Source organism: Streptomyces sp. NPDC037126, from assembly GCF_055605965.1.
This window is the reverse complement of sequence record NZ_JBVJTD010000001.1, coordinates 116,024-141,324: the sequence shown is the minus strand read 5'-3', so window position 1 is coordinate 141,324 and position 25,301 is coordinate 116,024. Positions and strand designations below refer to the sequence as shown.

Annotated in this window: 25 protein-coding genes and 1 pseudogene; 11 read left to right on the top strand and 15 right to left on the bottom strand. The window is 70.1% G+C overall.

Features of this window, described 5'->3' with window-relative positions; all coding sequences use genetic code 11:
* Positions 1–8 precede the first annotated feature (8 nt).
* Positions 9–434, bottom strand: coding sequence for a tautomerase family protein (locus ACZ7FF_RS00630; protein WP_470808278.1), 426 nt, complete (start codon positions 432–434; stop codon positions 9–11).
* Between the two features lie 32 nt (positions 435–466).
* On the bottom strand, positions 467–1,168 hold the full coding sequence (locus tag ACZ7FF_RS00625) for an SDR family oxidoreductase (protein ID WP_470808276.1): 702 nt from the start codon (positions 1,166–1,168) through the stop codon (positions 467–469).
* A gap of 85 nt (positions 1,169–1,253) precedes the next feature.
* Here ACZ7FF_RS00625 and ACZ7FF_RS00620 point away from each other — a divergent pair, with 85 nt between their 5' ends.
* Positions 1,254–1,826 (top strand): winged helix-turn-helix transcriptional regulator, encoded by a 573-nt coding sequence (locus tag ACZ7FF_RS00620; RefSeq protein ID WP_470808275.1) that lies wholly within the window; start codon positions 1,254–1,256, stop codon positions 1,824–1,826.
* A 100-nt stretch (positions 1,827–1,926) separates the two neighbouring features.
* Here the strand turns inward: ACZ7FF_RS00620 and crcB (ACZ7FF_RS00615) are convergent, their stop codons facing one another.
* From crcB (ACZ7FF_RS00615) to ACZ7FF_RS00575, 9 genes are all read right to left on the bottom strand, one after another.
* Positions 1,927–2,301: a fluoride efflux transporter CrcB gene (crcB, locus tag ACZ7FF_RS00615; protein WP_470808274.1), complete on the bottom strand. Its 375-nt coding sequence runs from the start codon at positions 2,299–2,301 to the stop codon at positions 1,927–1,929.
* Positions 2,298–2,792 (bottom strand): fluoride efflux transporter CrcB, encoded by a 495-nt coding sequence (crcB, locus tag ACZ7FF_RS00610; protein WP_470808273.1) that lies wholly within the window; start codon positions 2,790–2,792, stop codon positions 2,298–2,300. Before crcB (ACZ7FF_RS00610) ends, crcB (ACZ7FF_RS00615) begins: the two co-directional genes overlap by 4 nt.
* Before the next feature lie 198 nt (positions 2,793–2,990).
* The gene (locus ACZ7FF_RS00605; protein ID WP_470808272.1) at positions 2,991–4,325 is read right to left on the bottom strand and encodes a Dyp-type peroxidase; all 1,335 of its coding nucleotides are present in this window, start codon (positions 4,323–4,325) and stop codon (positions 2,991–2,993) included.
* 47 nt (positions 4,326–4,372) lie between these two features.
* Entirely contained in the window at positions 4,373–5,446 is a 1,074-nt protein-coding gene (locus ACZ7FF_RS00600; protein WP_470808270.1) for a tetratricopeptide repeat protein, read from the bottom strand.
* The gene (locus tag ACZ7FF_RS00595; protein ID WP_470808269.1) at positions 5,446–6,600 is read right to left on the bottom strand and encodes a DUF4331 family protein; all 1,155 of its coding nucleotides are present in this window, start codon (positions 6,598–6,600) and stop codon (positions 5,446–5,448) included. The genes ACZ7FF_RS00600 and ACZ7FF_RS00595 overlap by 1 nt, the downstream gene beginning before the upstream one ends.
* Before the next feature lie 169 nt (positions 6,601–6,769).
* The gene (locus tag ACZ7FF_RS00590) at positions 6,770–7,294 is read right to left on the bottom strand and encodes a hypothetical protein (protein WP_470808268.1); all 525 of its coding nucleotides are present in this window, start codon (positions 7,292–7,294) and stop codon (positions 6,770–6,772) included.
* Positions 7,295–7,534: 240 nt separating this feature from the next.
* Positions 7,535–7,765, bottom strand: coding sequence for a hypothetical protein (locus ACZ7FF_RS00585; protein WP_470808267.1), 231 nt, complete (start codon positions 7,763–7,765; stop codon positions 7,535–7,537).
* On the bottom strand, positions 7,762–8,376 hold the full coding sequence (locus ACZ7FF_RS00580; protein WP_470808265.1) for a nucleotide-binding protein: 615 nt from the start codon (positions 8,374–8,376) through the stop codon (positions 7,762–7,764). Before ACZ7FF_RS00580 ends, ACZ7FF_RS00585 begins: the two co-directional genes overlap by 4 nt.
* 351 nt (positions 8,377–8,727) lie before the next feature.
* Positions 8,728–9,087 (bottom strand): transposase, encoded by a 360-nt coding sequence (locus ACZ7FF_RS00575; protein ID WP_470808263.1) that lies wholly within the window; start codon positions 9,085–9,087, stop codon positions 8,728–8,730.
* A 712-nt stretch (positions 9,088–9,799) separates the two neighbouring features.
* Here ACZ7FF_RS00575 and ACZ7FF_RS00570 point away from each other — a divergent pair.
* From ACZ7FF_RS00570 to ACZ7FF_RS00560, 3 genes are read left to right on the top strand one after another with little or no spacing between them, the layout of a single operon-like run.
* On the top strand, positions 9,800–11,038 hold the full coding sequence (locus tag ACZ7FF_RS00570) for a hypothetical protein (RefSeq protein WP_470808261.1): 1,239 nt from the start codon (positions 9,800–9,802) through the stop codon (positions 11,036–11,038).
* Positions 11,025–13,142: a tetratricopeptide repeat protein gene (locus ACZ7FF_RS00565; RefSeq protein ID WP_470808260.1), complete on the top strand. Its 2,118-nt coding sequence runs from the start codon at positions 11,025–11,027 to the stop codon at positions 13,140–13,142. Before ACZ7FF_RS00570 ends, ACZ7FF_RS00565 begins: the two co-directional genes overlap by 14 nt.
* The gene (locus ACZ7FF_RS00560; RefSeq protein WP_470808259.1) at positions 13,139–13,693 is read left to right on the top strand and encodes a flavin reductase family protein; all 555 of its coding nucleotides are present in this window, start codon (positions 13,139–13,141) and stop codon (positions 13,691–13,693) included. Before ACZ7FF_RS00565 ends, ACZ7FF_RS00560 begins: the two co-directional genes overlap by 4 nt.
* 78 nt (positions 13,694–13,771) lie before the next feature.
* Here ACZ7FF_RS00560 and ACZ7FF_RS00555 read toward each other — a convergent pair whose 3' ends face one another.
* On the bottom strand, positions 13,772–14,242 hold the full coding sequence (locus ACZ7FF_RS00555; protein WP_470808257.1) for an ArsI/CadI family heavy metal resistance metalloenzyme: 471 nt from the start codon (positions 14,240–14,242) through the stop codon (positions 13,772–13,774).
* A gap of 79 nt (positions 14,243–14,321) precedes the next feature.
* Between ACZ7FF_RS00555 and ACZ7FF_RS00550 the strand changes: the two genes are divergently transcribed.
* The 5 genes from ACZ7FF_RS00550 to ACZ7FF_RS00530 all read left to right on the top strand — a co-directional run bounded on the left by ACZ7FF_RS00550 (position 14,322) and on the right by ACZ7FF_RS00530 (position 18,369).
* Positions 14,322–14,702, top strand: coding sequence for an ArsR/SmtB family transcription factor (locus ACZ7FF_RS00550; protein ID WP_470808255.1), 381 nt, complete (start codon positions 14,322–14,324; stop codon positions 14,700–14,702).
* Positions 14,699–15,439 (top strand): aquaporin, encoded by a 741-nt coding sequence (locus ACZ7FF_RS00545; protein ID WP_470808254.1) that lies wholly within the window; start codon positions 14,699–14,701, stop codon positions 15,437–15,439. Before ACZ7FF_RS00550 ends, ACZ7FF_RS00545 begins: the two co-directional genes overlap by 4 nt.
* A gap of 30 nt (positions 15,440–15,469) precedes the next feature.
* A complete protein-coding gene (locus ACZ7FF_RS00540; RefSeq protein WP_470808253.1) occupies positions 15,470–15,892 on the top strand; it encodes an arsenate reductase ArsC in 423 nt (140 codons plus the stop codon).
* 226 nt (positions 15,893–16,118) lie between these two features.
* The gene (locus ACZ7FF_RS00535; protein ID WP_470808251.1) at positions 16,119–16,889 is read left to right on the top strand and encodes a TetR/AcrR family transcriptional regulator C-terminal domain-containing protein; all 771 of its coding nucleotides are present in this window, start codon (positions 16,119–16,121) and stop codon (positions 16,887–16,889) included.
* A 982-nt stretch (positions 16,890–17,871) separates the two neighbouring features.
* Positions 17,872–18,369 (top strand): hypothetical protein, encoded by a 498-nt coding sequence (locus ACZ7FF_RS00530; protein WP_470808250.1) that lies wholly within the window; start codon positions 17,872–17,874, stop codon positions 18,367–18,369.
* Between the two features lie 163 nt (positions 18,370–18,532).
* Here ACZ7FF_RS00530 and ACZ7FF_RS00525 read toward each other — a convergent pair whose 3' ends face one another.
* On the bottom strand, positions 18,533–20,143 hold the full coding sequence (locus tag ACZ7FF_RS00525) for an MFS transporter (RefSeq protein ID WP_470808249.1): 1,611 nt from the start codon (positions 20,141–20,143) through the stop codon (positions 18,533–18,535).
* A 543-nt stretch (positions 20,144–20,686) separates the two neighbouring features.
* Here ACZ7FF_RS00525 and ACZ7FF_RS00520 point away from each other — a divergent pair.
* A complete protein-coding gene (locus tag ACZ7FF_RS00520) occupies positions 20,687–22,300 on the top strand; it encodes a recombinase family protein (RefSeq protein ID WP_470808248.1) in 1,614 nt (537 codons plus the stop codon).
* A gap of 70 nt (positions 22,301–22,370) precedes the next feature.
* Here the strand turns inward: ACZ7FF_RS00520 and ACZ7FF_RS00515 are convergent, their stop codons facing one another.
* Entirely contained in the window at positions 22,371–22,643 is a 273-nt protein-coding gene (locus ACZ7FF_RS00515; protein ID WP_470808247.1) for a hypothetical protein, read from the bottom strand.
* A gap of 47 nt (positions 22,644–22,690) precedes the next feature.
* Complete coding sequence (locus tag ACZ7FF_RS00510; RefSeq protein ID WP_470808245.1) at positions 22,691–23,578, bottom strand: hypothetical protein; 888 nt, start codon at positions 23,576–23,578, stop codon at positions 22,691–22,693.
* A 698-nt stretch (positions 23,579–24,276) separates the two neighbouring features.
* Between ACZ7FF_RS00510 and ACZ7FF_RS00505 the strand changes: the two are divergent.
* Positions 24,277–24,732 (top strand): annotated as a pseudogene (locus ACZ7FF_RS00505) (transposase); the annotation flags it as partial.
* Positions 24,733–25,301: the final 569 nt, after the last annotated feature.

Genomic DNA, 25,301 nt, shown 5'->3' with positions numbered 1-25,301 from the left:
GGGCGCCGTCAGTAGGGGGCGGCCGAGTTGGTCTCCGCCCAGTGCTTCTCGGCGTCGGAGCCCCCGGGCGGCGGCACGAGCCCGTTGATCATCCAGAGGTCCTCGCTGGTCTCGTCGACGTGGAACTCCCAGTGCAGCCCCGCCTTCCCTTCGAGGCCGGGCTGCAGGATGTCCTTGACCCACTGGGCGGTCCGGCGCCGGCTCTCCTGGTCGGGATTGCGGCGGGCGATGTGGTCGATGGTGATGCGCACCCCGGCCGTGACGGGCTCCCCGCCGACGTAGAAGTCCTCGGGCCGGGTCTCGTGGAACAGCGTGACCACGTAGAACCGGGGCAGCCCGATCTTCTCGTAGTGGTCGGTGATGCGGGAGGCGAGCCGGTGCTTCTCCTCGCCGGTGAAGATCCCGGGGGTGTGGTGGACGGTCCACAGCGGCATGTCGGTGCTCCTTGGGTGTCGGGTACGCGAGGTCAGCGGGCGAAGGACAGGGTCAGTCCCTCCACGGGCCCGGGCAGTGCCGCCTTGGCGGCGGCGGTGACGTCGTCGGCGAGCACCTCCGTGGCCCCGGCCTCCAGGCCGTCGACGATCCGCGCGGCCACGTCGGCCGGCGTCGCCTTCGCCATGTCCATGGAGGAGACCATGTCGGTGTCGATGAATCCGGCGTGCACGCCGACGACCTGGGTGTTCTGGCTCGCCAGTTCGAGCCGGAGCGAGTTCGTGACGGACCACGCCGCCGCCTTGGACGCCCCGTAGGCGCCGCTCCCGGCCAGCCAGGACAGCACGGAGTGCATGTTCACCAGCGCACCCCCGCCGTTCGCGGCCAGGACCGGCGCGAAGGCCCGCGCCACCCGCAGCAGCCCGAGGACGTTGACGTCGAAGGTCGTGGTGACGTCTTCGAAGTCGCCCGTCAGCAGCGGAGCCGGCAGCAGCACGCCCGCGTTGCCGAACACGATGTCGACGTCCGTGGCGACATCCGCGAGGGCGGCGACCGAGGCCGCCGAGCGGACCTCCAGCTCGGCGGTGACCACCTCCGGGCGGTCGTCGGTGTGCGCCGAGCGCGCGGTCGAGTACACCTTTCGCGCCCCGCGCGCCAGCACCTCGTCCACCAGCGCCGCGCCGAGCCCCCGCCGGCCGCCGGTCACCAGGACGACCTTGTCCGCCACCGAAACCATGGCAACTCCCATCTGGGTAACGCATTCGTTAGTGAGAGGGAATCACGAGCAGCTGGATAACGCAAGCGTTAGTTACACTGGCGGCATGGCGATGAACTTCGAGGAACGGCTGCGCGACCGGGATCCGTGGCCGATCGGTGACGGATGCTCGGCGGGGCGGGTGCTGAACCTGCTCAGCACCCGGACGGCGTTCCTGGTGGTCCGGGAGTGCTTCTACGGCACGGCCAGGTTCGACGACTTCGTGACGCGGATCGGCGCCTCGGCACCCGCGGTGTCACGGGCGCTCGCACAGCTGAAGGCCGCGGGGATCGTCGCCCCGGTCCCCTACCGGGAGCCGGGGAGCCGGGCCCGCGAGGAGTACCGGCTGACCCCGGCCGGCGAGGACCTGCTGCCGGTCTTCCTGTCGCTGATCCAGTGGGGCGACGCGCACCTGCAGGACGGCTGCCCGCCCCTGTCGTTCGTCGAGGCCGGCACCGGCCGTCCGGTACGGGTCCGCGTGACCGCCGACCCGGCGCCTGAGGCGACGTCCGACGACATCGAGATCCGGCTGCACCCCGCCCGCCGGGCGGCGCTCGCGGCCGCGGCCGGCGACGCCGGGGAAGGCGACGGCGCCGAGGGCCGCCGCTCCACCGGTCACGGCGAGCACGGGCGCGGATGAGGCTCCGGCCGGACAGCGGGCGGTGAGGCCGCCGCACCCCGGCACGCCCACAGCCCGCCCGATCCGCGGGCCTGCGCAAGGGGCCGTGATCACTCATGCCTCATGCCCACAGCGCCTGGGCGAGGGCCGCGCCCAGGAAGGCGGCGCCGAGCCCTGCGACGACGCTCCCGAGGACGTTGAGGGCGGCGAAGAACCGCGCACCCGCCTCCGCCAGGCGCAGCGTCTCGTACGAGAACGTCGAGTACGTCGTCAGGGCCCCGCAGAACCCGGTGCCCAGCAGCAGCTGCGCGGACGGGGAGGCGACGCCGACGGTGATCGCGCCCGACAGCAGCCCCAGGACCAGGCAGCCGGTGACGTTGACGGCGAAGGTGCCCCAGGGAAAGACGGTGTCGTGCCGGGCCTGTACGGCGCGGTCGGCCAGATAGCGAAGCGGCGCCCCCACCACCGCGCCGGCCACCACGAGCAGCAGGTTCACTCCGCCTCCTCCTCCACCTCGCGTCGCAGGGCGTAGCGGGTCGCCGCGGCCGCCAGCCACACGGCCGCGAGCGCGGCGAGCAGGGTGGCGGCCAGGTAGGCCAGGCCGGTGCGGGCGTGGCCGGCGCGCACCAGGCGCTGGATGTCCACGGCGTAGGTGGAGAACGTCGTGAAGCCGCCCAGCACACCGGTCCCGAAGAAGGGGCGCACCAGCCGGTGCGCGGTCACGATCTCGGAGATGATCACCATGAACACGCCGATCACCGCGCAGCCGAGCACGTTCACGACGAAGGTGGTCCACGGGAAGGCGTCGGCAGGCGTGGGCCAGAGCAGCGCCGCCCCGTACCTGGCCGCGGCCCCCAGCGCACCGCCCACGGCGACGGCGGCGATCACGGGTGTCTGTCCGCGGGCGAGTTCACGGCGCTGGGCGGGTACCGACAGATCCACGTCCGGATCCATGGGCTCGGTCGACTGATGGCGCGGGACGGTCATCGGCGTCGCGTCTCCTACTCGTGCGGCGCCCGTACGCACGGGCGCGCTCCGTCACAAGTAGGGACTGTCGGCGGCACCTGTGCCGCGGTTCGGGTACGGCGAGCCCCACCGCCGCGCGGCACCCCTCGGGGGACGCCGCTCACCACCAGGGTACAGACCGCCGTCGAGCCGCCGTCGGCGATCATCCGCCGGGCGCGCTCAGGGGTCGAGGCCGGCCAGCCAGCGGAGGGCGCCGAGGCTCGGCAGGAAGAAGTACTCGCCGCCGCGGGTGGTGACGAAACGGTCGACGCCGTGCAGGCGGCGGCGGACGGGGCGCTGCGGGACCGTGAAGGTGCCCGAGCCGTCGTTGTCGCCCGTGAGCAGGTCCTTCTCCACGTCGAGGCCGGTGAAGTTGCCGTCGTTGAACCACTGCGACTTCACGAACTCAAACTGGCGGTCGAGGTGGGCGTTGACGGCGACGAACACGATGCCGCGGTCGGCGCCGTCGTCGTCCAGGGTGCCGGCCGGCAGCGGCGGCCCGTAGCTGGTGCTCCGCCGGATCAGCCGGTGGAAGTCGACGTCACCGAGGATCTCCGAGTCACGCGGATTGGCGCGCCGGGCGTGGGCGCCATGGGGGCAGAGCGCGCCGTGTGGGTCGGACGCGTACACGAAGTCGTTGTTGCGCCGCTCGTCCGCCCCGAGGCCGGGATCGTCGTGCTCGGGCGCCAGGATCAGGGGCGCTCCGCTCGGCCAGCGCCCCACGATCTTCGCGGCGAGCAGAGATTCCTCCTCCGGGCCGCGGGAGTTGTCGCGGAGGTAGCGCCGGAAGGCGGCGACGCGGGTGTGCAGCTTGCGCCAGACCACGAACGTGCCGTCGCGCCCCAGCATGTCCGGCTCGGGCATCGGCGGCGGGTTCCCCGTCTGGTCGGGGTAGCCCAGCACGAACTCGCCCGCCTTGAGGAGGGGGCCGCCACCCGGTGGGTTGTCCGCGCCGCTGCCCTCCACCGCGGGATTGCTGATGCCGTCCTTGTAGCCGAAACTGGTGTGCCCGGAGGCCAGTTGGTACAGCTCCTGCCGGTACACCACCTGGACGCCGGGAAGCTGCTCGCGCGCCTGGCGGGCCCGTTCCAGGACGACCGCCAGCGACTCCTGGTCGGCGGCGACGAGGGACAGTACGAGGTGCACCTGACCGGTGCCGAAGGGCGGCTCCCAGCGCGCGGGCGCGCTCTCGCCGACGTCGCCCAGGAACTCGGCCCGTGCCGCCATGCCCTGCCGGAACTCCTCGGGGAAGCTGTTCAGGGAGGCCTGCGGCACCCGGAGCGCTTCGAGCCCCCGGTAGGTCACCGCGACGTTGAGGAGCGCCGGCAGGGGCGGCTGCCACCAGTCGGCGGCGGAGTCGACCAGACCGGCCAGGCGTCCCATCAGCTCACGCCCGGCGACGGGGTCGTCCACCCGCAGCAGTAGGTAGGTGCCGACGTACGGCGACGGGCGGGTGCGCAGCACGATGCCCTGGATGTCGTCGAGTCGCAGAGACGGGCCTTCGACCGTCGTCATGTCGTCCCCTGGGTCGGGCATCGGCGGGTCCGTGCCGGCCGATGCGTCTACGGGTGCTGTCCGGCACGGCGTCTCGCGCGGTCGACGAGCGCGCGGGCCCGCGGGGTCGGCCGTAGCGCGAGGTTGCGCAACGACAGCCGAAGGGCCCGCGGGGGATCGTCGCCGACCGTCAGCCAGAACTCCGCGGCGTGATCGGCGTACGCCTCGGGGTGGTACTCCATCAACCTCTCGTAGTGGGACGCGGCCCGCTCGCGCCAGGACCGCGCCTCCTCCCATGCCCCCGTCTCGCCCAGGACACCGGCGAGCTGGGCCTCGTACTGCGGATCGTCGCTGTCGAGCGCGAGCCGCCGCAGCAGTCCGATCGCCGCGGCGGCCTCGCCCCGGGCGGCGTCGATCCCGGCGAGGCGGCCCTGCGCCGGGACGTAGTCCGGCAGCCGGCCCGTCGCCGACTCCAGCCAGAGGCGGGCGCGTTCCGGGTCTCCCTCGGACAACCACCCTTGCGCACAGTGGAATTCGAGCACCGCGAGCGGGAAGGGACTGATCCCGCGGTAGCCCTGTCGCGCCGCCAGGAACCACCTCTCGGCCTCGGCCACCTCGCCGCGCTCGGCGTGACAACGGGCGAGGGCGGCGAGGGCACCGAACTCGTGCCGCCCCGACAGCGCGTGCCGGTGCAGGGCGAGCGCCTCGTCGTACCGCCCGGCCGCCTGATGGAGGACGGCCCGCTCCTCGTCCAGGCGGCGTCGGTCGAGTCCCAGCGCGGCCGCCGCGTCGAGATCCACCCACGCCGCCGGGAACCGGTGGAAGAGGGCGGCCACCCTGGCGCGGGCCACACGGGAGCGCGGGTCGCCCGGCGCCTGCTCGATGAACACCTGCGCCAGCGACTCGGCGCGTTCGGCCTCGTCGATGCGGCCGAGCACGTGAGCGCGCAGGGCGGTCAGCTCCACCAGTTCGCCCCACCCGTCGCCGGTCAGGCCGCCCCGTGCCGCACGGTCGGTGAGGCCCTCGATGCGCGCCCCGAGGTTGCCCATCGCGATCACACCGGCCGTCGTCACCGGACCGCCGACGAGTTCGGGACGTGCCCCGGCGCCCACCCCGCCGGCCGTCGCGGAGCCGCTCCTCATCAGCTTGCGGCGGCCGTCGGGAGGGCCACTGGCGTGGGCGGATCGGGGTTGGGCGGCGCGAGGTACGGGAACTCCCGCGAGGCCGGCGCGGTCGCCCGGTCGACGCCGTCGCTGACCCGGGGGCCGTGGAAGGCGTTGACGATCAGCGTGTACAGCGTGTCGATGACGTCGTCGTTGAGCGAGCGGCCGCCACAGGTCGCGTACGACCGCCCCTCCAGCAGGGCGCGCTCGATCTCGAGGAAGCCGTCCTCGGCGTAGGGCCTGGCCACGTCCACGACGAGGAAGTCGGCGAGCATCAGGCCGGTCAGCGGATGCGTCCCGTCCGGGTCCGTCTGCCAGTCGAGCTTGCCGTCCAGACCGTCGAAGAAGGCCAGGTTGGCGTTCAGCCGCGAGCGGTAGGCGGCCAGGTGGCGCGAACCCGGCCGGAACGGGTCCTCGTCGTTGTAGAGGTCGCGCAGGTCCACGACCGTGTTCGCGGTGTCGACCCCGTTCTCCGACAGCAGGACGTTCTTCACCTCCGGGCGGCCGAGCCGCTCGAGGCGTACGGGATAGGGGCCGGCCGTGACGGTCTCCGCGGCGACGGCGAACACGGTGCCCGAGGCCGGCCCGAGCTGCCCGGCGACGTCGAACTCGACGACGACGGTCAGCACGTCGACCCCTTCCAGCGTGTTGGTGCCGTGCGGGACGAAGGCGAGCCGCCGCTCGGCCCGCGTGGCCACCTCCCTGGCGACGTCCATGAAGAAGGGGTCCAGCCGCAACCCGGCGTAGACGCGTGCGCCGCGGCCCCCACCGCCCCGCTCGTCGTTCACCCGGAACTCGACCGACTCGCCGTCCGGGAGCACGCACGTTCCCCGCTGCGTCACCTCCTCGTCGGTGTCCGGCTCGACCGGGCCGGAGAACGTGCAGGTGATCACGTACTCGTCGGCGCCGAGCTGGAAGAGCGAACCGGGGTGATCGGCCCCGATGTCGACGGGACGGAGACGGAACCGGTAGGCGGCGGCGTCGGAGAACAGGGCCCCTGGGCGGGCGTTGGGGAAGACGTCCATGACGAGGACGAGCCGGCCCGTCCGGGAGGGGCTGGGAAAGGCGTAGAGATCGGTGAGGTCGATGGCTGGATCGACCTCGGCGCGGGTGCCGGAGAGGTGGTCGGACATGACGGTGCGGCCTTCGCTGGAGGGGCCCGGCATGGTGACCGCCGTTGCCGGGCCGCCTGGATGACGGTGTCGGGGCCGGGGCCCGCGGCACCCGGGGCGGGAGACGCCTGCTGGGCACGCGCCCTGCGGCGGCCGGCCGGGGCGGCCGTGGGCGCCGGTGGTCGTGCCGCTAGTCGGCCGCCGTGTCCAGCAGCGTGTTGAACGCGGCCGTGACCTTCTGCGCCTTCTCGGTGTCCTCGACCGTCATGTCCGGATGGGAGGCGTACCACATGTCGGCCTCCACGATCTTCGGCGCCAGCCAGTCGACGATGCCGGGATCACTGGCCCCGGGATAGCCCTCGATGACACCGGCGAACATCTCGTCGAACCAGGGTCCGGCGTTGGCGAAGATGTCGGTCATGTACGCCTTGAAGTCACCGTCGTAGGTGACCGCGCCGATGACCTGGGTGTCGTTGTTGATGAACGTGACGCGGAAGTCGTGGACGGTGCCGACGAGCTTCTCGTAGTGGAAGGCGTCGTCCTGGATCTTGGCGGCGTTCCGGCGGAACCTCTCCGCCCCGCCCGGCTCGGCATCGAGGAGAACGGTGATCTCCGCCACCTCCCCGACCCGCTTCCCGAGGCCGTCGGGCTGCCTGGACACGGTCGGCACGGCGTCCGTCGGAGTCGCCGGCGTGTCGGATCTCTGTGTCGCCATGACTCCCTCTCCCTTTGATCTTGTGTGTGCCGGTCTGCGGGCTCCCTCCCTGTGCCGCGGTCGTTCGGATTCTGCCCATGACCAGCCTTGTCGTCCTCCGGGGCGTCGGCAACACGATCACGCGCGCGTGGGCCGCCACCGTGTCGCCGGGCGCCACGGCGTGGTCCGTGACATGCCGTGGCGCCGGGTGTCAGGCGCCCGGCGTCCCTGCCGTTCCCGGCGTCCCGGGCCGGGGTCGGCTCATCGGTCCTGCCGCAGCGGTCGTAGGACCGCCTCGCTCATGCGCACGAGTGCGGCCAGCGGGTGTCCGGCCCAGTCGGTGAGGTCCCGCGCGAGGGCGGGGTCGAGCTCGACGGTCACCTTGACGTAGCGGGTGTCCAGTGTGGTGACCCTCCTGGGAGGGGACGAGGGGGCCGGCGCGTCCGGGCGCGGCTGCATCGCGGCCCGGTAGGCGTCCTTGCGCTGGTTCATACCGTGTCCTGACGCTTGACGAGTTCCTCGGCGAGGTCCATGTACGCGGTGCCCTCCACCTCGACGCGGCTGCCGAAGGACTGCGAGTACAGGTCCAGGCGCGGGATGTGGGTGGACAGCACGTGGAAGCCCCGCTCGGCCAGGGCCTCCCGCGCATCGGCGTCGGGACCGGTGCGCGTGGCGTCGGGGCGGTTGGTGCGGTTCAGCAGGACGGCGGCCCGTGCCTGACGGGAGCGCAGGGACTGCATGTCGTCCATCTCGCGGTCGATGGGCGCCATGCGGTCCAGCTCGATGGGGGCCGGGGTCACGGGCACGATCCACTCGTCGGCGTACCTCATGACGCCCCGGGCGATCTGGGCGTGGTCCTCCAGCTGCGGGGCGTCGAACACCACCGCCTGCCGGTTGTCGAGGAAGTCGTTCACGCGCCGGTGCACGTCGCCCACGGGAAGGGCGAGCACGGGGAACGGGAAGCCGCCCGCCAGTTCGCTCCAGCGCAGCGCGGAGGAGGCGGGGTCGCTGTCCACGAGCAGCGGTGACAGGCCCGACGCGTGCAGTGCGTGGGCCAGCCAGACGGCGCTCGTCGTCTTGCCCACCCCGGGTTTGAGGTTCACGAATGCATAGCTCAGCGGCACAGGAGCCGACGCTAACGGCCGGGCGCCGACGGCCGCGGGCGGCGCGGACCCGTCGCGCCCGTTTCACCCTGCGGCGCGGGCGAATCAGCCCCGCGGGCTAACACGGACCCCCGCGACGGAGAGGGGCCGGCGCCGGCGGCAGGGCGCGGGGCGCATCGGGCCGCGACCGCCGCGCGAACCCGCCGGAATGACGTGTACCGGTCACGGCCGGTGACGTCACCGGCGTTCCGGGGTCCCGGGACACGCACGGGCGGCGCGGGCGAACCGGCACACCGCCGCCGCACCGCGAACGGACATTACCGACATCGTGCGCATCTCACGTGGTGGACGTCAGGACTCGTCCAGAACGGCCCGCGAGGCGGCCCTGCTGCGGGCCGCGGCCACGACGTCGTTGATCCACAGCTCGTCGGGGTGGGCCGTGGCGGCCTCCGCCAGGCGTTCCCAGAGGGACGACTGTGTCCAGGTGATGAACCGGCGGTGCGCCGTCGCCGAGGAGACCGCGAACCAGGGCGGTAACTGCCGCCAGGAACACCCGGACGTGACCACGTACACCACCGCGGTGAAGGCCCGCCGTTCGTCCAGCGGTGCCGTACCGCCGCCCTGCCGCCGCCCGGTGAAACCCGGGAGCAGTGGTTCGACCACACCCCACATCCCGTCCGGCACCAGCCGTCGGGCCAGCTCATATTTCATCGTCCCCCCTTTTTCCCGCGCCCGGCTTCCCCATTCCGTGCGCACGATCTAATGCGTGATCGGCGGAACCACGTGAGACAGGCATTCACGCGCCACTGGGCCGAAACCACGTTCGATGCGCCGACTATGGCCCGCGCAACGGCCGTTGTCCACCGCTCCCGGCACCCATGACTGAACGTTCAATTCCCCTTGGCGGCAGTGGCACGAAGGCCCTCCGAACTGCCTACTAATCTGCGCGCACGGCCCGTTGACATGCCTGGCCAGCGGATGTAAATCTGTCGAGCGTCGAATCGGGGGACGAATCGGGGGGCCGAATCCTGATGCTGTGAAAACGGTCTTCGAAAGAGATCGCAAGGAACAAGCGCAGTCGTGTTCACGGTCCTTTATCACGGCTATTGATCCAGCGCCTGAGCGAATTTCTGGGGCAGCACCGCCCGGCCTTGTCGGGCATTCCTTTTCGCTTTCTCCCACGAGCACCCGAGCCATCGGGTACGCCGTCCGGATCCCCGGCGGCGCTGTGCACCACTTCGCAGAGAAGGAGATCCCCATGAAGAAGATCGCCGTGCGCAAGGCCGGGACCGTCCGTCTGACGTCCGCCGCCGCGTCCGCGTACTGCTGCGGCACCAACAACGCCTGATCCCAGGCGGGTGCGCGCCGGGCCCTGCCGCCCGGCGCGCACCGCACACCGGCCGCCGACCAGTGAGGTGAGGCAGTGACGACAACGCCGTCCCGGGATTTCGACCGACCTGTGCGGCTGCATCCGCTCACCTATCTCGAGGAGGGCGAGGAAGTCACCGTCGGCCGGGCCGACATCGACTCCTACGGCCTCTTCCCGCCCGACGGCGCCGCGCTGCTGCGCCGCCTGGAGGCCGGCGCACCGCCGAACGCCGCGGCGCGGTGGTACACGGAGGAATACGGCGAACAGGTCGACATGGCCGAGTTCCTGGAGGTCCTCGAGGAACTGGAGCTCGTGGTCGGGGACGGGGAGCAGGTGGCCGCGGCCGCGGGCCCGGTGCGCTGGCAGCGGCTCGGCGCCGCCGTCTTCTCACCGGTCGCGTGGCTGCTCTACGGGGCGCTCGTGCTCGCGGCCGTGATCGCCATGGTCCGGCGGCCCGAACTGGCCCCCCACTACCAGAACCTGTTCTTCACCCGCCGCTCCCTGGTGCTGCTCACCCTCGGCATCGTCCTCGGCCAGGTGCCATGGATCCTGCTCCACGAGGCCGCCCACGCCCTCGCGGGACGCCGGCTCGGCCTCCACTCCACGCTGTCCATCAGCCGCCGCTTCTACTACGTGGTGTTCGTGACCGCCCTGGACGGCCTGGTCGCCGTGCCCCGCCGCAAGCGGTACCTGCCGATGCTCGCCGGAATGATCACCGACGTCCTGGTCATCAGCGGCCTGACCCTCGTCGCCGCCGCCCTGCGGGACACGACGGGCGCCACCGCCGTCGTCCGGCGGCTGCTGCTGTCGATGGCGTTCGCGGTCGTACTGCGGCTCGTCTGGCAGTTCTACTTCTTCCTGCGCACCGACCTGTACTACCTCGCCATCACGGTGCTGGGCTGCAACGACCTGCAGACCACGGCCCGCCAGATGCTGCGCAACCGCCTGATGCGGCTGCTGCGCAGGCCCGAACGCCTGGTGGACGAGAGCACGTGGACCGAGCGCGACCGTCAGATCGCGCGCTGGTACTCGTGGCTCATGGTGGCCGGCTACGCCTTCCTCACCGTCACTCTGCTGACCGCCGCGATCCCCACCGGAATCCGGCTGACCGAGGTCGCGGTCCACAAGCTCGACACGGACTTCTCGCCGGCCAACGCCGCCGACGTGCTGACGTTCCTCGTCATCAACTTCTGGGAGCCGGTCTTCGCCGCCTACCTGGCCCTGCGCGCCTGGCGGCGCCGCACCCGCACCACCGCCCCGACCGCAAAGGAGACCGCACATGCAGCAGGCTGACGCCGCGCTCCCCGGCCACCGGAGGCTGTACGGCGCGACCCGCCACGACCGGGCCGCCACCGCGGACGGCCACCCGCTGCCGCCCCGGCTCCTGCCCACCGTCGACGCCCACCGCAGACTGCGCGGACCGTACACCGCGGCCGGCACCGTCGTCCGGGCGCTCGTCCCCGGCGTACTCGCCGCCGACCCCGGACTCGTGCGCCGCCACGACATCGAAATCCTCTCGGTGGCACCCGAGTTGACACCCGTCGTGCCCAACTCGCGGGAGACCCTGACATCCATGGCGCTCCCCGCCGAGCGCACGCGCTTCTACGCCCGGCTGCGCACCCGGCGGATCGCGAACGGCCTCGTAGAGTTCGTCCGCGACGCGCTGCCCGCCCTCGGTCACGACGGCCCGCGGTGCCTGGTGGTGGAGAACGTCGACCACGCCGAGGCCACCGACGAGGAGTTCCTCGCCACGCTGGTCCGCCGCCTCGACCCGAACGTGCTCACCGTCGTCCTGTGCGGCGCGAAGGCCCCGCACCCCGACGGCGTCCTGGCCCCCGCGCTCGACCGCCACACCACCGCGCTCCCCCCGCGGGAGGCCGCCACCGGGCCCGCGGCGGCCGGGGAGGACCCCGCATGGCGCTGGGTCGCCGCCGAGGGACTGCTCGACGGCCCCGGCGGCGAGGGCGCCCGCACCGTCTACGAGGCGCTGCCGGCCGCCGAACGCGCCGCCCTCCACGACCGCCGCGCCGCCGAGCTGCGCCGGACCGAGGAGTTCTCGCTCACCCTGGGCGCACTCCCGTACCACCTGGAACGCGGCAGCGCCCCGGCGGCCGAGGCCGTGCCCGCGCTGTGGGCCGCCTCGGACCACTGCCTCGTCAACGGCTTCTACGACGCCGTCGTCGACTACGGCCGCCGCGGCCAACACCTGGTGAACGGCCGCGAGGACACCAGGCAGTGGTGGAGGTTCGGCGTCCAGCTCGGCCTCGCCCTGTCCATCCTGAGCCGGACCAAGGAGGCCGAGGCCGTCTACGACGAGGCGCGGCTGCTGTCCACCGACCCGGCGGTGCACATGGCGTGCGCCTACTCCACCGCCATGCTCTACACCCGCCACAACGACCCCGCCGACCGCGACGAGAAGAAGGCCAAGGCACTGCTCAACAGCGCGATCGCCACGGCGTCGCTGCTCGGGGACCGGGTCGAACGCGCCTTCCAGAGTGCCTTCTACAAGAACGGCCGGGCCCTCGTGGAGGTCAACCTCGGCGACCCCCAGGAAGCGCTGCGCCTGGTCACCGAGTGCGTCGACGACCTCGACCGGCGGCTCACCCCGGACGAGCACCGCCTGCACCGCTCGGTCCTCAAGAACAACCGCGCCCGCGTGTACTCGATCCTCGGCCGGCTCGACGAGGCCCTCGCCGACTACGCGGTCGTCATCGAGCAGGACCCCAACCACGCGGAGCACTACCTGGAGCGGGGCAACCTGCTGCGCAGGCTCGGCCGCAACGAGGAGGCGCTCGCCGACTACTCACGCGCCCTCAGCCTGTCGCCGCCGTTCCCCGAGATCTACTACAACCGTGGCGACCTGCGGCTGAGCGAGGGGGACGTCGAAGGGGCACTCGCCGACTTCAGCTATGTGATCGAGCAGGACCCGGAGTTCGTGGACGCGTACATCAACCGCGCCGGCATCCGTCTGGAGTCCGGGGACCACGCGGCGGCACTCGCCGACGCCCGCGCCGGACTGCGGCTCGAACCCGGCAACGCCCATCTGCACGCGGCCGTCGGACGGGCGCTCGCCGAGAGCGGCGAGCCGGGCGAGGCGGAAGCCGCGTACGACCGGGCGCTGGAGGCCGACCCCGACCTGGTGAGCGCCCTGTCGGGCCGGGCCGCCGTCCGCTACGAGGCGGGGCGCCCGCACGACGCGCTCCAGGACCTGTGCCGCGCGGTCGAACTCGACCCGAAGGACGCCGCGTTGCGCTACAACCGCGCCTTCCTCCACCAGGAGACCGGCGGACGCCAGGAGGCCCTCGACGACCTCGAACTCGCCGCCGTGCTCGACCCCGAGGACGCGGAGATCGCCGAGGCGCTCGCCGCGCTGCGCGGCCGGCCGGACGCCGCGTGACGACCGTACCGGGCGCGGCCGTGGCACCCGGGGACACGGCCGCTTCGGCGCTGCGGCGTGCCGAACCGGCCGGTCCCGGCCGGCGTGCGCTGCGCGACGTCCTCGGCCGGTACGCCACCGGAGTCACCGTGGTCACCTGCGCGAACCCGCACGGCGCCCCGGCCGGGGTGACCGTCAACTCCTTCACGTCCGTCTCGCTCGACCCGCCCCTGATCCTGTGGTGCCTCGCCCTCTCCTCGCGCGGCCGGCCCGCCTTCACGGCCGCCGACCACTTCGCCGTCAACGTGCTCGCGGCCGGCCAGCGCGATCTCGCGGCCCGGTTCGCCGGACCCGGCGACCGCTTCCAGGACCTGGACACGCTGCCGGGACCGCACGGAGAGCCGCTGATCAGAGGGGCCGCCGCGACCCTGTGCTGCCGCCGCGGCGACATCGTCCCCGCCGGTGACCACCTCATCCTCCTGGGCACCGTGGAGCACCACGCCCGCACGGCCCACCGCGCCCTGCTCTTCGCCGACGGCACCTACCACGCGGGCCCGCTCACGAGGAGGTGACGAGGAGGCCCTCGAAGACCGGTGGCAGAGCGCCACCGCGGCCGATCAACCTTGCGGCCGAGGCGGGAAGCCGAGCGTTCAGCCGCAGCCGCAGCCCGTGGACGAGGAGGTCGGTTCGGCGGCCGGGGAGGTGCAGCAGCCGTCACCGGTGGCCTCGGGGTCGGCGCTCCTGCCGAGGGTGTCGGCGTCGGCCTTGACGACGTAGACCTCCCAGGGCTCCTTGCCGGGGCCATAAACCCAGACCTTGTCCTGGAGGGCGTAACAGCAGGAGGTGTCGCTCTCCTCGAAGGTGGCGAGGCCGGCGTCCCTGAGGCGGGTGGTGGCGGCTTCCACCTGGTCGGTGGATTCGACCTCGACGCCGAGGTGGTCGAGGCGGGTCTCCCCGCCGGGCTCGCCCTCGATGAGGACGAGCTTGAGCGGGGGCTCGGCGATGGCGAAGTTGGCGTAGCCCTCGCGCCGCTTGGCCGGCTCGGTGCCGAACAGCTTCGAGTAGAAGGTGATCGACGCGTCGAGATCGCTGACCCGCAGGGCGAGCTGAGCACGGGACATGGCAGGGCTCCCATCGGCTTGCATTGACGTCTATCGATGCAAGCTTGTGCGCTGCATCGAAGACTGTCAACATAGGCACATGTCGAAGCAAGAGCTTGTGGTGCTCGGGCAGGGCGAAGAGGACGGCGCCTGCTGCCCGGGGCTGGTGACCGCTCCCCTGGACGACGACCAGGCGGCGGAGCTGGCCAGGCTGTTCAAGGCGCTCGGCGACCCGGTACGCCTGCGCCTGCTGTCCATGATCGCCTCACGGTCGGGCGGGGAGGTCTGCGTCTGTGACCTGACGCCGGCCTTCGAGCTGTCCCAGCCGACGATCTCGCACCACCTCAAGCTGCTGCGGCAGGCCGGTCTGATCGACTGCGAGCGCCGCGGCACGTGGGTCTACTACTGGGCGCTGCCCGCCACCCTCGACCGCCTCGCCGCCTTCCTCAGGACGACGCAGCCGGCCGGGGCAGCCACGTGAACGCCTCGCCGGCCCGCCGGGCCGTCGCCGAAGCCGTGGGGTCGGCCGCGCTGGTCGCGGTGGTCGTCGGCTCCGGCATCCAGGCCACCGAGCTGAGCAGGGACGTCGGCGTGCAGCTGCTGGCCAACTCGCTGGCCACGGTCTTCGGCCTGGGTGTGCTCATCGCCCTGCTCGGCCCGGTCTCCGGTGCGCACCTCAACCCCGCCGTCACCCTAGCGGCCTGGTTCAGCGGCCGCCGCGGCGAGGACGGAACGACCGCGCGGGACGTCGCCGCGTACATCCCGGCCCAGATCACGGGCGCCGTCGTCGGCGCGATCGTGGCCGACGCCATGTTCGGCAGGCCGCTGGTGCGGTGGTCCACCCACGACCGCTCCTCGGGTCACCTGTGGCTGGGCGAGGTCGTCGCGACCGCCGGACTGGTCCTGCTGGTCTTCGGCCTGGCCCGCACCGGCCGCGCCCACTTCGGCCCGGTGGCCGTGGCGTCGTACATCGGCGCGGCGTACTGGTTCACGTCCTCCACCTCGTTCGCGAACCCGGCGGTCACCATCGGCCGGGCCTTCACCGACACCTTCGCCGGCATCGCACCCACCTCGCTCGCCCCGTTCGTCGCGGCCCAACTGGTGGGCGCAGCACTGGGACTTGGCCTGGTGTACGCGGTGTTCGGACGCCCGGCACCCGTACAGACCGCCCCCACTCCCCTCCCGGGCGAACCCGGACTCGCCCCGACAGCGCCCTGACCGGCCTCCGCCCAGAAAGACACACCGGCCATGAACACCTCCGCCGACCGTCCGTCCGTGCTGTTCGTCTGCGTCCACAACGCCGGGCGCTCCCAGATGGCCGCGGCGTTCCTCACCCACCTCGCGGGTGACCGCGTACAGGTCCGCTCCGCCGGGTCCGCGCCCGCCGGCACGGTCAACCCGGCCGTCGTCGAGGCGATGTCGGAGGCCGGCATCGACATCTCCGCCGAGACGCCCAAGGTGCTCACGGTCGAGGCCGTCCAGGCGTCCGACGTGGTCATCACGATGGGCTGCGGCGACACCTGCCCCGTCTTCCCCGGCAAGCGCTACCTCGACTGGGCGCTCCCGGACCCGGCCGGACAGGGCGTCGACGCCGTCAGGCCCATCCGCGACGAGATCGAGAAGCGCGTCCGCGGTCTGCTCGACGAGATCGCCCCGGCGAGCCAGGAGTGAGTGTGGCGGCCATGCGCCCCGAGCGCGCCGACGAGGTCCTGGGGATCTACCGGCTCGGCATCGACGAGGGCGAGTCCACCTTCGAGGCCACCGTCTCGGCCTGGGACCACTTCGACGCCACCGCTGGGCTCGTCGACCTATATCTGTACGTCGTACAAGATACGGCGTACAGAGTAGAAGAGTGTGGGTGTGCGGACCCAGGGCCCCCAGGGGAGAGGATGGGCGCATGGCCAAGGAACGAAGCGGCGCAGACGACCCGGCCCGCACCCTGGAACTGCTGTGGCGCGAGCCCGGGCAAGGCGCCCCCCGGCGCGGCCCCAAACAGGGCCTGACCGTCGACGCCGTCGTCCAGGCGGCCACCGAACTCGCCGACTCCGGTGGCCTGGACGCCCTGACCATCCGCAGCGTCGCCCAGCGGCTGGGCGTCACGCCGATGACGCTCTACACGTACGTGCCGGGCAAGACGGAGCTGCTCGACCTCATGCTCGACACCGCCTATCTGCGGATGCCTCGCACCGATCGCACGGCCGCCCCGTGGCGTACGAGGGTGGCGGCCGTCGCGCACGAGAACCGCGACCTGTACGAGCGCCACCCCTGGGTGGCCACCCTGCCCACCACGCGCCCACCGCTCGGCCCCGGGCTCATGGCCAAGTACGAACACGAACTGGCCGCGTTCGACGGCCTCGGGCTCGACGACGTCGAGATGGACGCGGCCCTCACCTTCCTGCTCGGCTTCGTCCAGTCCGTCGCCCGTGCCGACCTCGACACCCAGGCGGCCGCCCGCGACAGCGCCATGTCCGACGAGCAGTGGTGGGCCGTCCACGCACCGCTCCTGGCGAAGGTCTTCGATCCGGCCCGGTTCCCCCTCGCCACCCGCGTCGGAAGCGCCGCGGGCGCGGCCCACCAGAGTGTGTACAGCCCTGAACACGCCTTCGACTTCGGCCTGCAGCGCATCCTGGACGGCCTCGCCCACCTCATCGCGCACAGGTCCCGCTAGCAACGTCCCATGCCGCCCCGGCAACGCCCGCCGCGCGGTTGCCATGGAGCGGGGGCCGGGGATGATGGAAATTGTGGTTCCGGGGCCGGGCACGTGTGTGGCAGGCCTACGGGAGGCGCTGCGAAAAGGAAGATTCCCAGCATCGCAGCAGCGGGTTTCACCGCGGTTCCCATGACACTCGGCGCGTGTTCCAGCAACTCCACCCCCGCGCCGACGGCAACCCCCACCCACACCTCACCGCCGGCGGCGTCGCCCGAGACGCCCTCGGACTCCGTGGCCACATGTCCGGGCGCCACGGTGACAGGCACGCCGGTGGGACGACCGTGCTGCATTCCCGCGACTCGGTCAGCAAGGTGGGAGCTTTCTACGCTGACGCTCTGGCCCGAGACGGCCGGCAGACGGTTTCCCAGCATCAGGGTCAGTTCGCCAACATTGCCGCCAAGCGGGGCAGCGACGGGGGGACCGTCCAGGTCAGTCCAACCGGGTCTGGCACCTTGATCACCATTTCGAAGTACCCCGTGGGCTGAGGACAAGACTGCGCGGCAAGGGGCGGTCAGCGATCGACTGAGGGAGCCTCTGTCTGCCGTCGCCGGTTGAGGCCGCTTGGACCAGGGCCGGCTCGACTTCTGTGGAGCGCCACTCGTCTCCCTGTCGACCGCTTCATGAGGTGGATGGCAGGCGCCCCGATGGCGGCCGGTCCGGATCGCCTGGCCGCCCTGACGGCATCGGTCGTTCATGCTGTCCGGTTTGACTCCCGGACGGCAACTGTCCTTGTAGGATCCGTCACGTGGCTGAAGCAAGTACCGCGGGGCGAGCTGAACTTGGGGACGGCGAGCCCACTCCGACGGGCCCTGCGGACGGTCTCGGTCCTGACAATCCGGCTACGCCCGTGCGGACCAGCCCCCTGCGAAACGACGACGCCTCGGCTGACTCCGAGTCACCCAAACCGACCTTGGTCGCCATCGGCAGGGTTGTGGGTGCAGTGATCACCGTCCTCGCAGCGCTCGGCGGGCTGATCCTGGGGATCAGGGCCGAGCAACGCGCCAGCGAAGACGAGCGGCGTGCGGCCGAACCGAGCCGCAGGGCCTCTGCCGAGCAGATCGACTTCTATCGGACTCCATCGGCAGTGGTCGTGATGAACGGTGTGCCGCATCCTGTGGACATGGCGCTGTTCCTCCCAGAAAGGCACTTGTGGTGGGACTTGCGCACCTTGCCTCCGTGCAAGGAGATCAAGATTCCCGACGATGCGCTGGTTGCCAGCATGCACAGCCGAGTCCCTTCTGCGCATGTCACAGCCGCTGAGCTATCCACGCTGTGGCTGGAGTTCGTGGACCGCAGCGGCTTGAGCTGGATCCGCACCAGCGGGGGATCACTGACAAGCGGCGCCTGGAAACCAGCCGCGACTGAGGCCGGAATGGTCGACCTTGGCGAGTTCTGGAACAGGGCCCCTGAGACCTCGCCCATATGCGGCACGTCCTGAAAAGGGGATGGTTCACCTTGGCAGCGTGAGTTCCAGAGGCCTCGGGTGTATGCAGATTGCCGGTTCCATGCGGCGGAAGGGGCAGCCGGTGCAGGTCTCCCCAGCGGCAGTGCGGGGGAGGCAGCGATCCACCCGCCCTCGATGATGGGTCGGATGTGCCGGGTCACACCGAGCGGGGCTGAGCAGTGGGGAGCCTCGAGGTGAAATACATCGCCAGGACAGAGGCGAACGCGAGGATCGCGAGCGCTGCACGAAGGCCGTCCAACCGGGCGTCGGCGTTGGCCTCCAGCGCGGCCTGGGCCACCTTTTGATTCGTGCCCGCTTCATCGAGAGCGGTCTTGAGCTGGGCGTCCGACAGAAACGTCGCACCACTCTGAAGTTTGATCACCGCCTCGTTCGTCACCCTGGCCGGAACGGCCGGATTCTGCTCGACGTTGGTCAAGAACGAGGAGGTGAGTACGGCGAGCAGGATCGATCCCGCCAGTGCCGTGCCGATGGAGGCGCCGAGGTTGGTGACGGCGTTCTGCACGCCGCCGACTTCCGCACTCTGCTCGTCCGGCACCGCGGAGACGGTGACGGAGCCGAGCTGGGACGCCAGCAGTCCCATGCCGGCCCCGATGAGCAGGAGGGGGACAGTGACGATCTCCGCTCCGGCGCCCGTGTCGAGGGCAGCCATGAGGATCACCGCGCCGGCGAACATCGCGACGATCCCGAGCCGAACCACCCGCCTCGGTGAGATGTCCGGGAGGAGGCGTGGGATGAGAGTGGCGGCTGCCACCAAAGTCAGCGACAGAGGCAGTAGTCGCGCGCCGGTCGCGAGCGCGGACAGGCCCAGAGCGACGGACAGGTAGAGCGGTACGACGAAGAACACGCCCATCATGACGAGGTACTGGAAGAAGAACATGGTCAAGCCGCCGGTGAGCTGCTTGTTGTGCAGCAGGGCCGGATCGATGAGCGGCTCCCGGCGCTGCTCGACGAGGCGGGCCTCCCACGCGACGAAGAGCCAGATCAAAAGCACGCCCGTCAGCATCAGCCACACGACCAGCGAGATTCCGAGCCACGACGGGGCATCGGGCTTCGGCCGGAACCAGCCCCATTCGTCGGAGCGCAGCACCCCGTAGACGAAGGTGCCGAGCCCGAGCGCGGACAGCACGGTGCCGACGAGATCGATGTGTGGACGCTTGTCGTTCGGCACGTCAGCGAGATGGCGAGCGAGCAACAGGATGCCGATCACCACCAGGACCTCACCGGCGAACACCCATCGCCAGGAAAGGTACGTCGCTGCGAAACCTCCGATGAGCGGTCCGAGTGCGATCGCCACGGCACCCGCGGCCGCGACGAGTCCGTAGGCGGCGGCACGTCGTTCGGCGACGAAGTTGCCGGCCACGAGCGCCACGACCGCAGGCAGGATGAGCACCGCCCCGAGGCCCTCCAGGAGTGACCAGCCGACCAGCAGCACGGGGAGATTCGGTGCGAACGCCGTGGTGAGGGAGCCGCACCCGTAGATGCAGCAGCCGATCATGAACGCGCGCCTTCGGCCGATCAGCGCACCGACCTTGCCGCCGGGGATCATGAACATCGCCATGACGAGCGTGTACGCCGTGATGGCGCCCTGGATCCCGGTCACCGTCGTGCCGACATCAGCGGCCACCGCCGCGATCGAGACATTCATGACGGAGCTGTCGAGCGCCATCAGAAACTGACCGGCAGCGAGCGTCAGAAGGACGAGCCGCGCTCTCGCCGAACTCTCGGCAATGCCAGTTCCGGGAGTCATGCGCGCAGCATCTCAGCCTCCCGGGGGACCGACCCTCGACCACACCACACGGATCAACCGCTTGGCGGGCATCAGGCCGGTCAACTGGTCCAGGAGGAGCACTGCGGTCACTTCCAGTCCATCGCCGCCGGGCAGCAAGCGGGGCAGAGGCCCGACTGAAGAGGGGCGGGGCCGGAGCGGCCCCCGGGGACCGGCTTGGCCGGGCCTCAAACCCACTCCACTTCGGAGGCGATGTGCGGAGCGCTTCCAGGGGGCGGCAGCGGCGTCCGAGTGGACGCTGACGGCGCCGACGGACGAGAACCCACGGTGTCGATCGCCAACAGCGCCGCAGCCACCTCGTCCTCGCTCCACCCCGCCAGCGCCTCCATCACCCGATCGAGCGCCTCGCCCACCTCAGTGCGTATGACCACTCGAAGCCGGTGTCGAACCAGTGTTCTTGACCGTAAGGGGCAGGAGCTTCTTGCCGGTCGGGCCGATTTGGATGCTGGTGTCCATCTGCGGGCATATGGACACACGGGCAAATCCAGCCCTACGGTCGCAGGTATGGGGACACGTACGCGGAAACGCACAGCGGCCGACCAGAGGCAGTACTCGGTTGAGGCCGAGTGGACCGAGGCAGATCTCGCGCTCCTGGAGGAGCTGAAGGCCGCTGAGGCTCCACTACCCGAGGACGCTCCTCGGGCTCTCTTATCCGTCCGTCTGTCCGTATTGACGGACGAGACCACGTCGCCGGTGCGACAGGAGCTTGACCTTCGCATCCTGGCAAGGGAGCGAGGCTGCCGAGTCGTCGGCGTCGCTTCGGACCTGAATGTGTCGGCAACGAAGGTTCCGCCGTGGAAGAGGAAGGAACTCGGGGACTGGCTGAACAACCGCTCCCCCGAGTTCGATGAGCTCTTGTTCTGGAAGCTCGATCGCTTCGTACGCCGCCTCTCTGATCTCTCGACGATGATCGAGTGGAGTCTGAAACGCGGGAAGAACCTCGTCTCGAAGAACGACAGCCTTGATCTGACAACGACCGCCGGGAAGATCATGGTCACGATCATTGGCGGTATCGCCGAGATCGAAGCAGCCAACACTTCCACCCGGGTCACCAGCCTGTGGGACTACGCGAAGACCCAGGAAGAATGGATCATCGGCAAGCCGACGTACGGCTACGTTACGGGTGAGGACCACTCGGGGAAGCCCGTCCTCGTCATAGGCCCCGATGCCCACAAGGCACTGCACTGGGCTCGACGTATGGCACTCCGAGGACGCTCCGCCAGCTTCATGGTGCGCTGCCTGAAGCGGTCCGGGCTCATGAGCCAGGGGCTCACCGTGGCAACGCTCCACCGCCGCCTCCGTAACCCTGCGCTTCTGGGCTACCGAGTAGAGGAGGACAAGCAGGGAGGGCAACGGCGATCAAAGGCGATCCTCGGCAAGGACGGCAGGCCGATCAAGGTTGCTCCCCCGATCTTCACCGAGGAGGAGTTCGAGACCCTCGGCGCCGCTCTCGACAAGCGCAAGAAGAACCAGCCTCCGCGCCGTGCCGGCGGAGCGACTCAGTTCCTCGGCGTGCTCTTGTGCGCCGACTGCAAGACGAACATGACCGTGAAGATCACGAACAACAAGTTCGGGATCTACCACTACCTTCGGTGCCGCAACTGCAAGAGCGGCGGACTCGGCGCACCCAACCCTGACGAGGTCTACGAGCGTCTCGTGGAGGACGTGCTCAAGGTCCTCGGTGACTTCCCGGTGCAGGTTCGCCAGTACGCCGAGGGTGCCGAGGTACGGCGGGAGATCAAGCGCCTTCAAGAGTCCATCGCTCTCTACATGAAAGAACTCGAACCCGGAGGCCGGTACACGAAGACCCGGTTCACGAAGGAGCAGGCAGAGGCGACGCTCGACAAGCTCATCGTGGAGTTGGAAGCCATCGACCCCGAGACGGCCAAGGACCGGTGGGTCAACGTCCACGGCGGTAAGACCTTCCGCGAACACTGGCAGGAAGGCGGCATGGAAGCCATGGCCGCAGACCTGCGCCGAGTCGGCATCCGGTGCGAGGTCACCCGCACGAAGGTACCGAGGGTGCGAGCCCCGAAGGTGCACCTCCGCCTACTGGTGCCGAGGGACGTACGTGAGCGGCTCGTGATACGAGAGGACGACTTCGCGGAAGCCTTCTGATACGTCGGCGTAGATACGCAGAGGGCCGGGTGGTCATGGACTCCGGCCCTCTGCGACGAATCTCGGCTCGTCAGCGTCGCGCTGTCCTGCTCACCAAGAACTCGGCGGCCGCGCCCACCAGAAGGGCCAGGCCCAGGCCCAACACACCGGCGTTGATGACGGACGGGCCCTGGGACCACGCCCAGGCACACCCCGCAAGGAAGGCCACCGCGACGGCGATACGGCCGGACATGGTGGACGTGACTCGCAACGGCTGCTGTCCGGCCATGCGCCGGCGGTACTTGACTGCCAGGATGACCGCCGCAGCCAAGATGAGGATGGACGGTCCGGCGAAAGCTTCCATGTCCTAAGTCCTCTCTCTACGGACAGATGTCCGTTCCAAGACGCAGTCTACTTGCAGTTGCCGCCGGAGTATTCGTACGGAAGGAACGTGGGCACCTTTACCTCCACACACTTGTGGTCGGAGTTGGCGTTCCAGGCAACCCGGGAAATATTCGCCGCGTTGAGCGCGCCGTACGCGTCGAACGGCGGCGGCGCTGCGGCAAAGAGGAGACCCACGAAGGCCGAGTTCGCGGCCAGGTGAGACGTTTCCTTTTTGTTGAAGTAGACGGTGCCGCTGATGATTCCCCACGACCACTTGGGGTCGGCGACCACCGGGAAGGCCGTGTCGCCAACCGGAGTGACCGTCTGTGTAACGGTGTCGCCGTCAACGGTGTAGGTCGTGGGTACAGCATTGCCGTTGGCATCCTTGGCCCACGGGGTCTCCAGGCCACCGATGATCGTTCCGTCCGCGTTGAAGACAACCAGTCCGCCCTCGGCGGTTTGACGGATCGTAGCCCCGGTGGGGAGGGCGAGCGTGAACGACTGTTGGCGCGGAGCGTTGGCGTCGTTGAGTGTGAACAGGGCGCGGAAGCCGCCATCAGTGGTCGCCTGCGCGGCCGCGGTCACGGACGCGTCATTCCCCGCGAAGACGCTCGTGTCGTCCGTGCTGGACTGCTGTTTAGCTCCGGTCGCCGGCAGCGTGAGGGAGACGGTCGTGTCACCCTTCGTTGCAGTGATGGGCTCATCACCGCGAGCGGGGAGCGTCACCTGGGCGCCGTTCACCGGCGAGTCCAGGGCAGTCGACCGCAGGTTGGCCGTCCCGGTTGCTTTTTCGATCACCGTCGCAGCACGAGAGGCGGTGTGGTTCGCGTCAGCTGCCGCGGCGGGTGCCAGAGTCGTGGTCAGAGCGGCTGCACCGGCAAGGATGGAAAGGCCGGCTATTGCACGTCTGCGCATGAAGTTTTCCCCCAGAAGATATTGCGGGCCCGCTGGTCAATGCGGGCCGATCAACTTCTACACGATCAAGCGCAAACGTTCGAAACGGAATACACCCCTCCCATCCGACAGTGAACTCAAGTCTTGACTCATACTTGGCCATTGGATGGTGAACTTACATTTCCCTAAGGGGGATGATTCGGGCAATCGGCAGTATTCGTCGAATGGGGCGGCACCTAAACACTCCTACGTGACGTCGCTCACCTGAACCACGACGCAGGATCGAACGGCTCTTCCGTGCCGTCATCGTCAACGATCACAATCTCACTCTCGATCAGGCTCACGGCCGTCTCGTCATCAGCCCGAGGCAGCGACGAGCACCGAGATTCCCCATGTTCACGTTCGGTCGGAGCGGTCAACGGCACCACTCCCCCTCTTGCCTCCTTTCCAGGCCGAGCCGTCGAGACTCGGCAAGATCTTCGGCAATGCCGGCCGCGATGAGGACAGCGCCGGGGGTATGGCCGGAGCCGACGTAGCGCCAGTTCCGTTCCGTAATTGCGTCGGGTAGGTCGGTGTTGCCCGGGAGTGTCCAATAGACGGCGGATCCGATGATCAAGGAGACGCCTGAAATGAGCGAGACCATCAGCGAGCACGAGACGGTGGAGGAGCCGGTCGTCGAGTCGGCCGCGGAGGCGGTGTCGGACGAGCAGTTGATCTCGATGTTGGTCGACCGGGCCCGTTCCGAAGGGCTGCAGCTGACCGGCGAGGGAGGGCTGCTGCAGCAGTTGACCAAGCGGGTGCTGGAGTCCGCCCTGGAGGGCGAGATCACCGATCACGTCGGCTACGACAAGCACGACGCAGCAGGCCGGAACAGCGGCAACTCCCGGAACGGCACCCGTTCGAAGACCGTGCTGACCGACGTGGGCCCGGTCGAGGTGAAGGTGCCCCGGGACACCGCCGGCACCTTCGAGCCGCAGCTCGTGAAGAAGCGGCAGCGCCGGCTGACCGGCGTGGACGAAATGGTGCTGTCGCTGTCCGCGAAGGGCCTCACACACGGGGAGATATCGGCTCATCTGGCCGAGGTATACGGCGCGGAGGTGTCCAAGCAGACCATCTCCACGATCACCGACGCGGTGATGGAGGGCATGGCGGAATGGCAGGCCCGACCGCTCGATCGAGACGATCCACGGAGTGCCGACAGGGCTCGGCAGCGGCGTCCGAGACGGCGCCGAAGGCGCCGACGGGCGAGGGACCGAAGCGCCGGCCGCAGCCAGCGCAGCCGCCACCTCCTCCTCACACACCCCCGCCAGCGCCTCCATCACCCGATCGAGTGCCTCGCTCACGTCAGTGCTCGTGACCGCTCGCAGCGGGCGCCTGACCAGCGTTTTTGACCGTCAGCGGCAGCAAATTCTTGCCGCTGTTGCTTACTTGTGGCCAAGTATCCATCTGCGGACAGGAAGGCACCCACACTCGCGCCACATCGAGTGCGGGCTGGCACTCAGGGCTGCAGCCCGGTGATCCCATTCGGTGGCCTGCACTGGTTGGACGCCTCTTCTCTTCGACGGTTTTGATCTAGACAAGCCAGAGCACCGCAGGTGGGAGGCACCGTTCTTCAGTCAGGACGTCAGGTCAGCACCGCGGCTGAACACGTGGGGTCGACGCAGCCTGCACCGCGAAGGCAGCGGGCAACACCTGACCCAGGGACAGGGCCGGCACCTGCGGCGACTCCGCCCTAAATCCTGGA

Coding starts and splice junctions, on each gene's coding strand:
- ACZ7FF_RS00630 (WP_470808278.1), bottom strand. CDS start 434: ATGCCGCTGTGGACCGTCCACCACACCCCCGGGATCTTCACCGGCGAG.
- ACZ7FF_RS00625 (WP_470808276.1), bottom strand. CDS start 1,168: ATGGTTTCGGTGGCGGACAAGGTCGTCCTGGTGACCGGCGGCCGGCGG.
- ACZ7FF_RS00620 (WP_470808275.1), top strand. CDS start 1,254: ATGGCGATGAACTTCGAGGAACGGCTGCGCGACCGGGATCCGTGGCCG.
- crcB (WP_470808273.1), bottom strand. CDS start 2,792: ATGACCGTCCCGCGCCATCAGTCGACCGAGCCCATGGATCCGGACGTG.
- ACZ7FF_RS00605 (WP_470808272.1), bottom strand. CDS start 4,325: ATGACGACGGTCGAAGGCCCGTCTCTGCGACTCGACGACATCCAGGGC.
- ACZ7FF_RS00600 (WP_470808270.1), bottom strand. CDS start 5,446: ATGAGGAGCGGCTCCGCGACGGCCGGCGGGGTGGGCGCCGGGGCACGT.
- ACZ7FF_RS00595 (WP_470808269.1), bottom strand. CDS start 6,600: ATGTCCGACCACCTCTCCGGCACCCGCGCCGAGGTCGATCCAGCCATC.
- ACZ7FF_RS00590 (WP_470808268.1), bottom strand. CDS start 7,294: ATGGCGACACAGAGATCCGACACGCCGGCGACTCCGACGGACGCCGTG.
- ACZ7FF_RS00585 (WP_470808267.1), bottom strand. CDS start 7,765: ATGAACCAGCGCAAGGACGCCTACCGGGCCGCGATGCAGCCGCGCCCG.
- ACZ7FF_RS00575 (WP_470808263.1), bottom strand. CDS start 9,087: ATGAAATATGAGCTGGCCCGACGGCTGGTGCCGGACGGGATGTGGGGT.
- ACZ7FF_RS00565 (WP_470808260.1), top strand. CDS start 11,025: ATGCAGCAGGCTGACGCCGCGCTCCCCGGCCACCGGAGGCTGTACGGC.
- ACZ7FF_RS00555 (WP_470808257.1), bottom strand. CDS start 14,242: ATGTCCCGTGCTCAGCTCGCCCTGCGGGTCAGCGATCTCGACGCGTCG.
- ACZ7FF_RS00550 (WP_470808255.1), top strand. CDS start 14,322: ATGTCGAAGCAAGAGCTTGTGGTGCTCGGGCAGGGCGAAGAGGACGGC.
- ACZ7FF_RS00540 (WP_470808253.1), top strand. CDS start 15,470: ATGAACACCTCCGCCGACCGTCCGTCCGTGCTGTTCGTCTGCGTCCAC.
- ACZ7FF_RS00535 (WP_470808251.1), top strand. CDS start 16,119: ATGGCCAAGGAACGAAGCGGCGCAGACGACCCGGCCCGCACCCTGGAA.
- ACZ7FF_RS00525 (WP_470808249.1), bottom strand. CDS start 20,143: ATGACTCCCGGAACTGGCATTGCCGAGAGTTCGGCGAGAGCGCGGCTC.
- ACZ7FF_RS00520 (WP_470808248.1), top strand. CDS start 20,687: ATGGGGACACGTACGCGGAAACGCACAGCGGCCGACCAGAGGCAGTAC.
- ACZ7FF_RS00515 (WP_470808247.1), bottom strand. CDS start 22,643: ATGGAAGCTTTCGCCGGACCGTCCATCCTCATCTTGGCTGCGGCGGTC.
- ACZ7FF_RS00510 (WP_470808245.1), bottom strand. CDS start 23,578: ATGCGCAGACGTGCAATAGCCGGCCTTTCCATCCTTGCCGGTGCAGCC.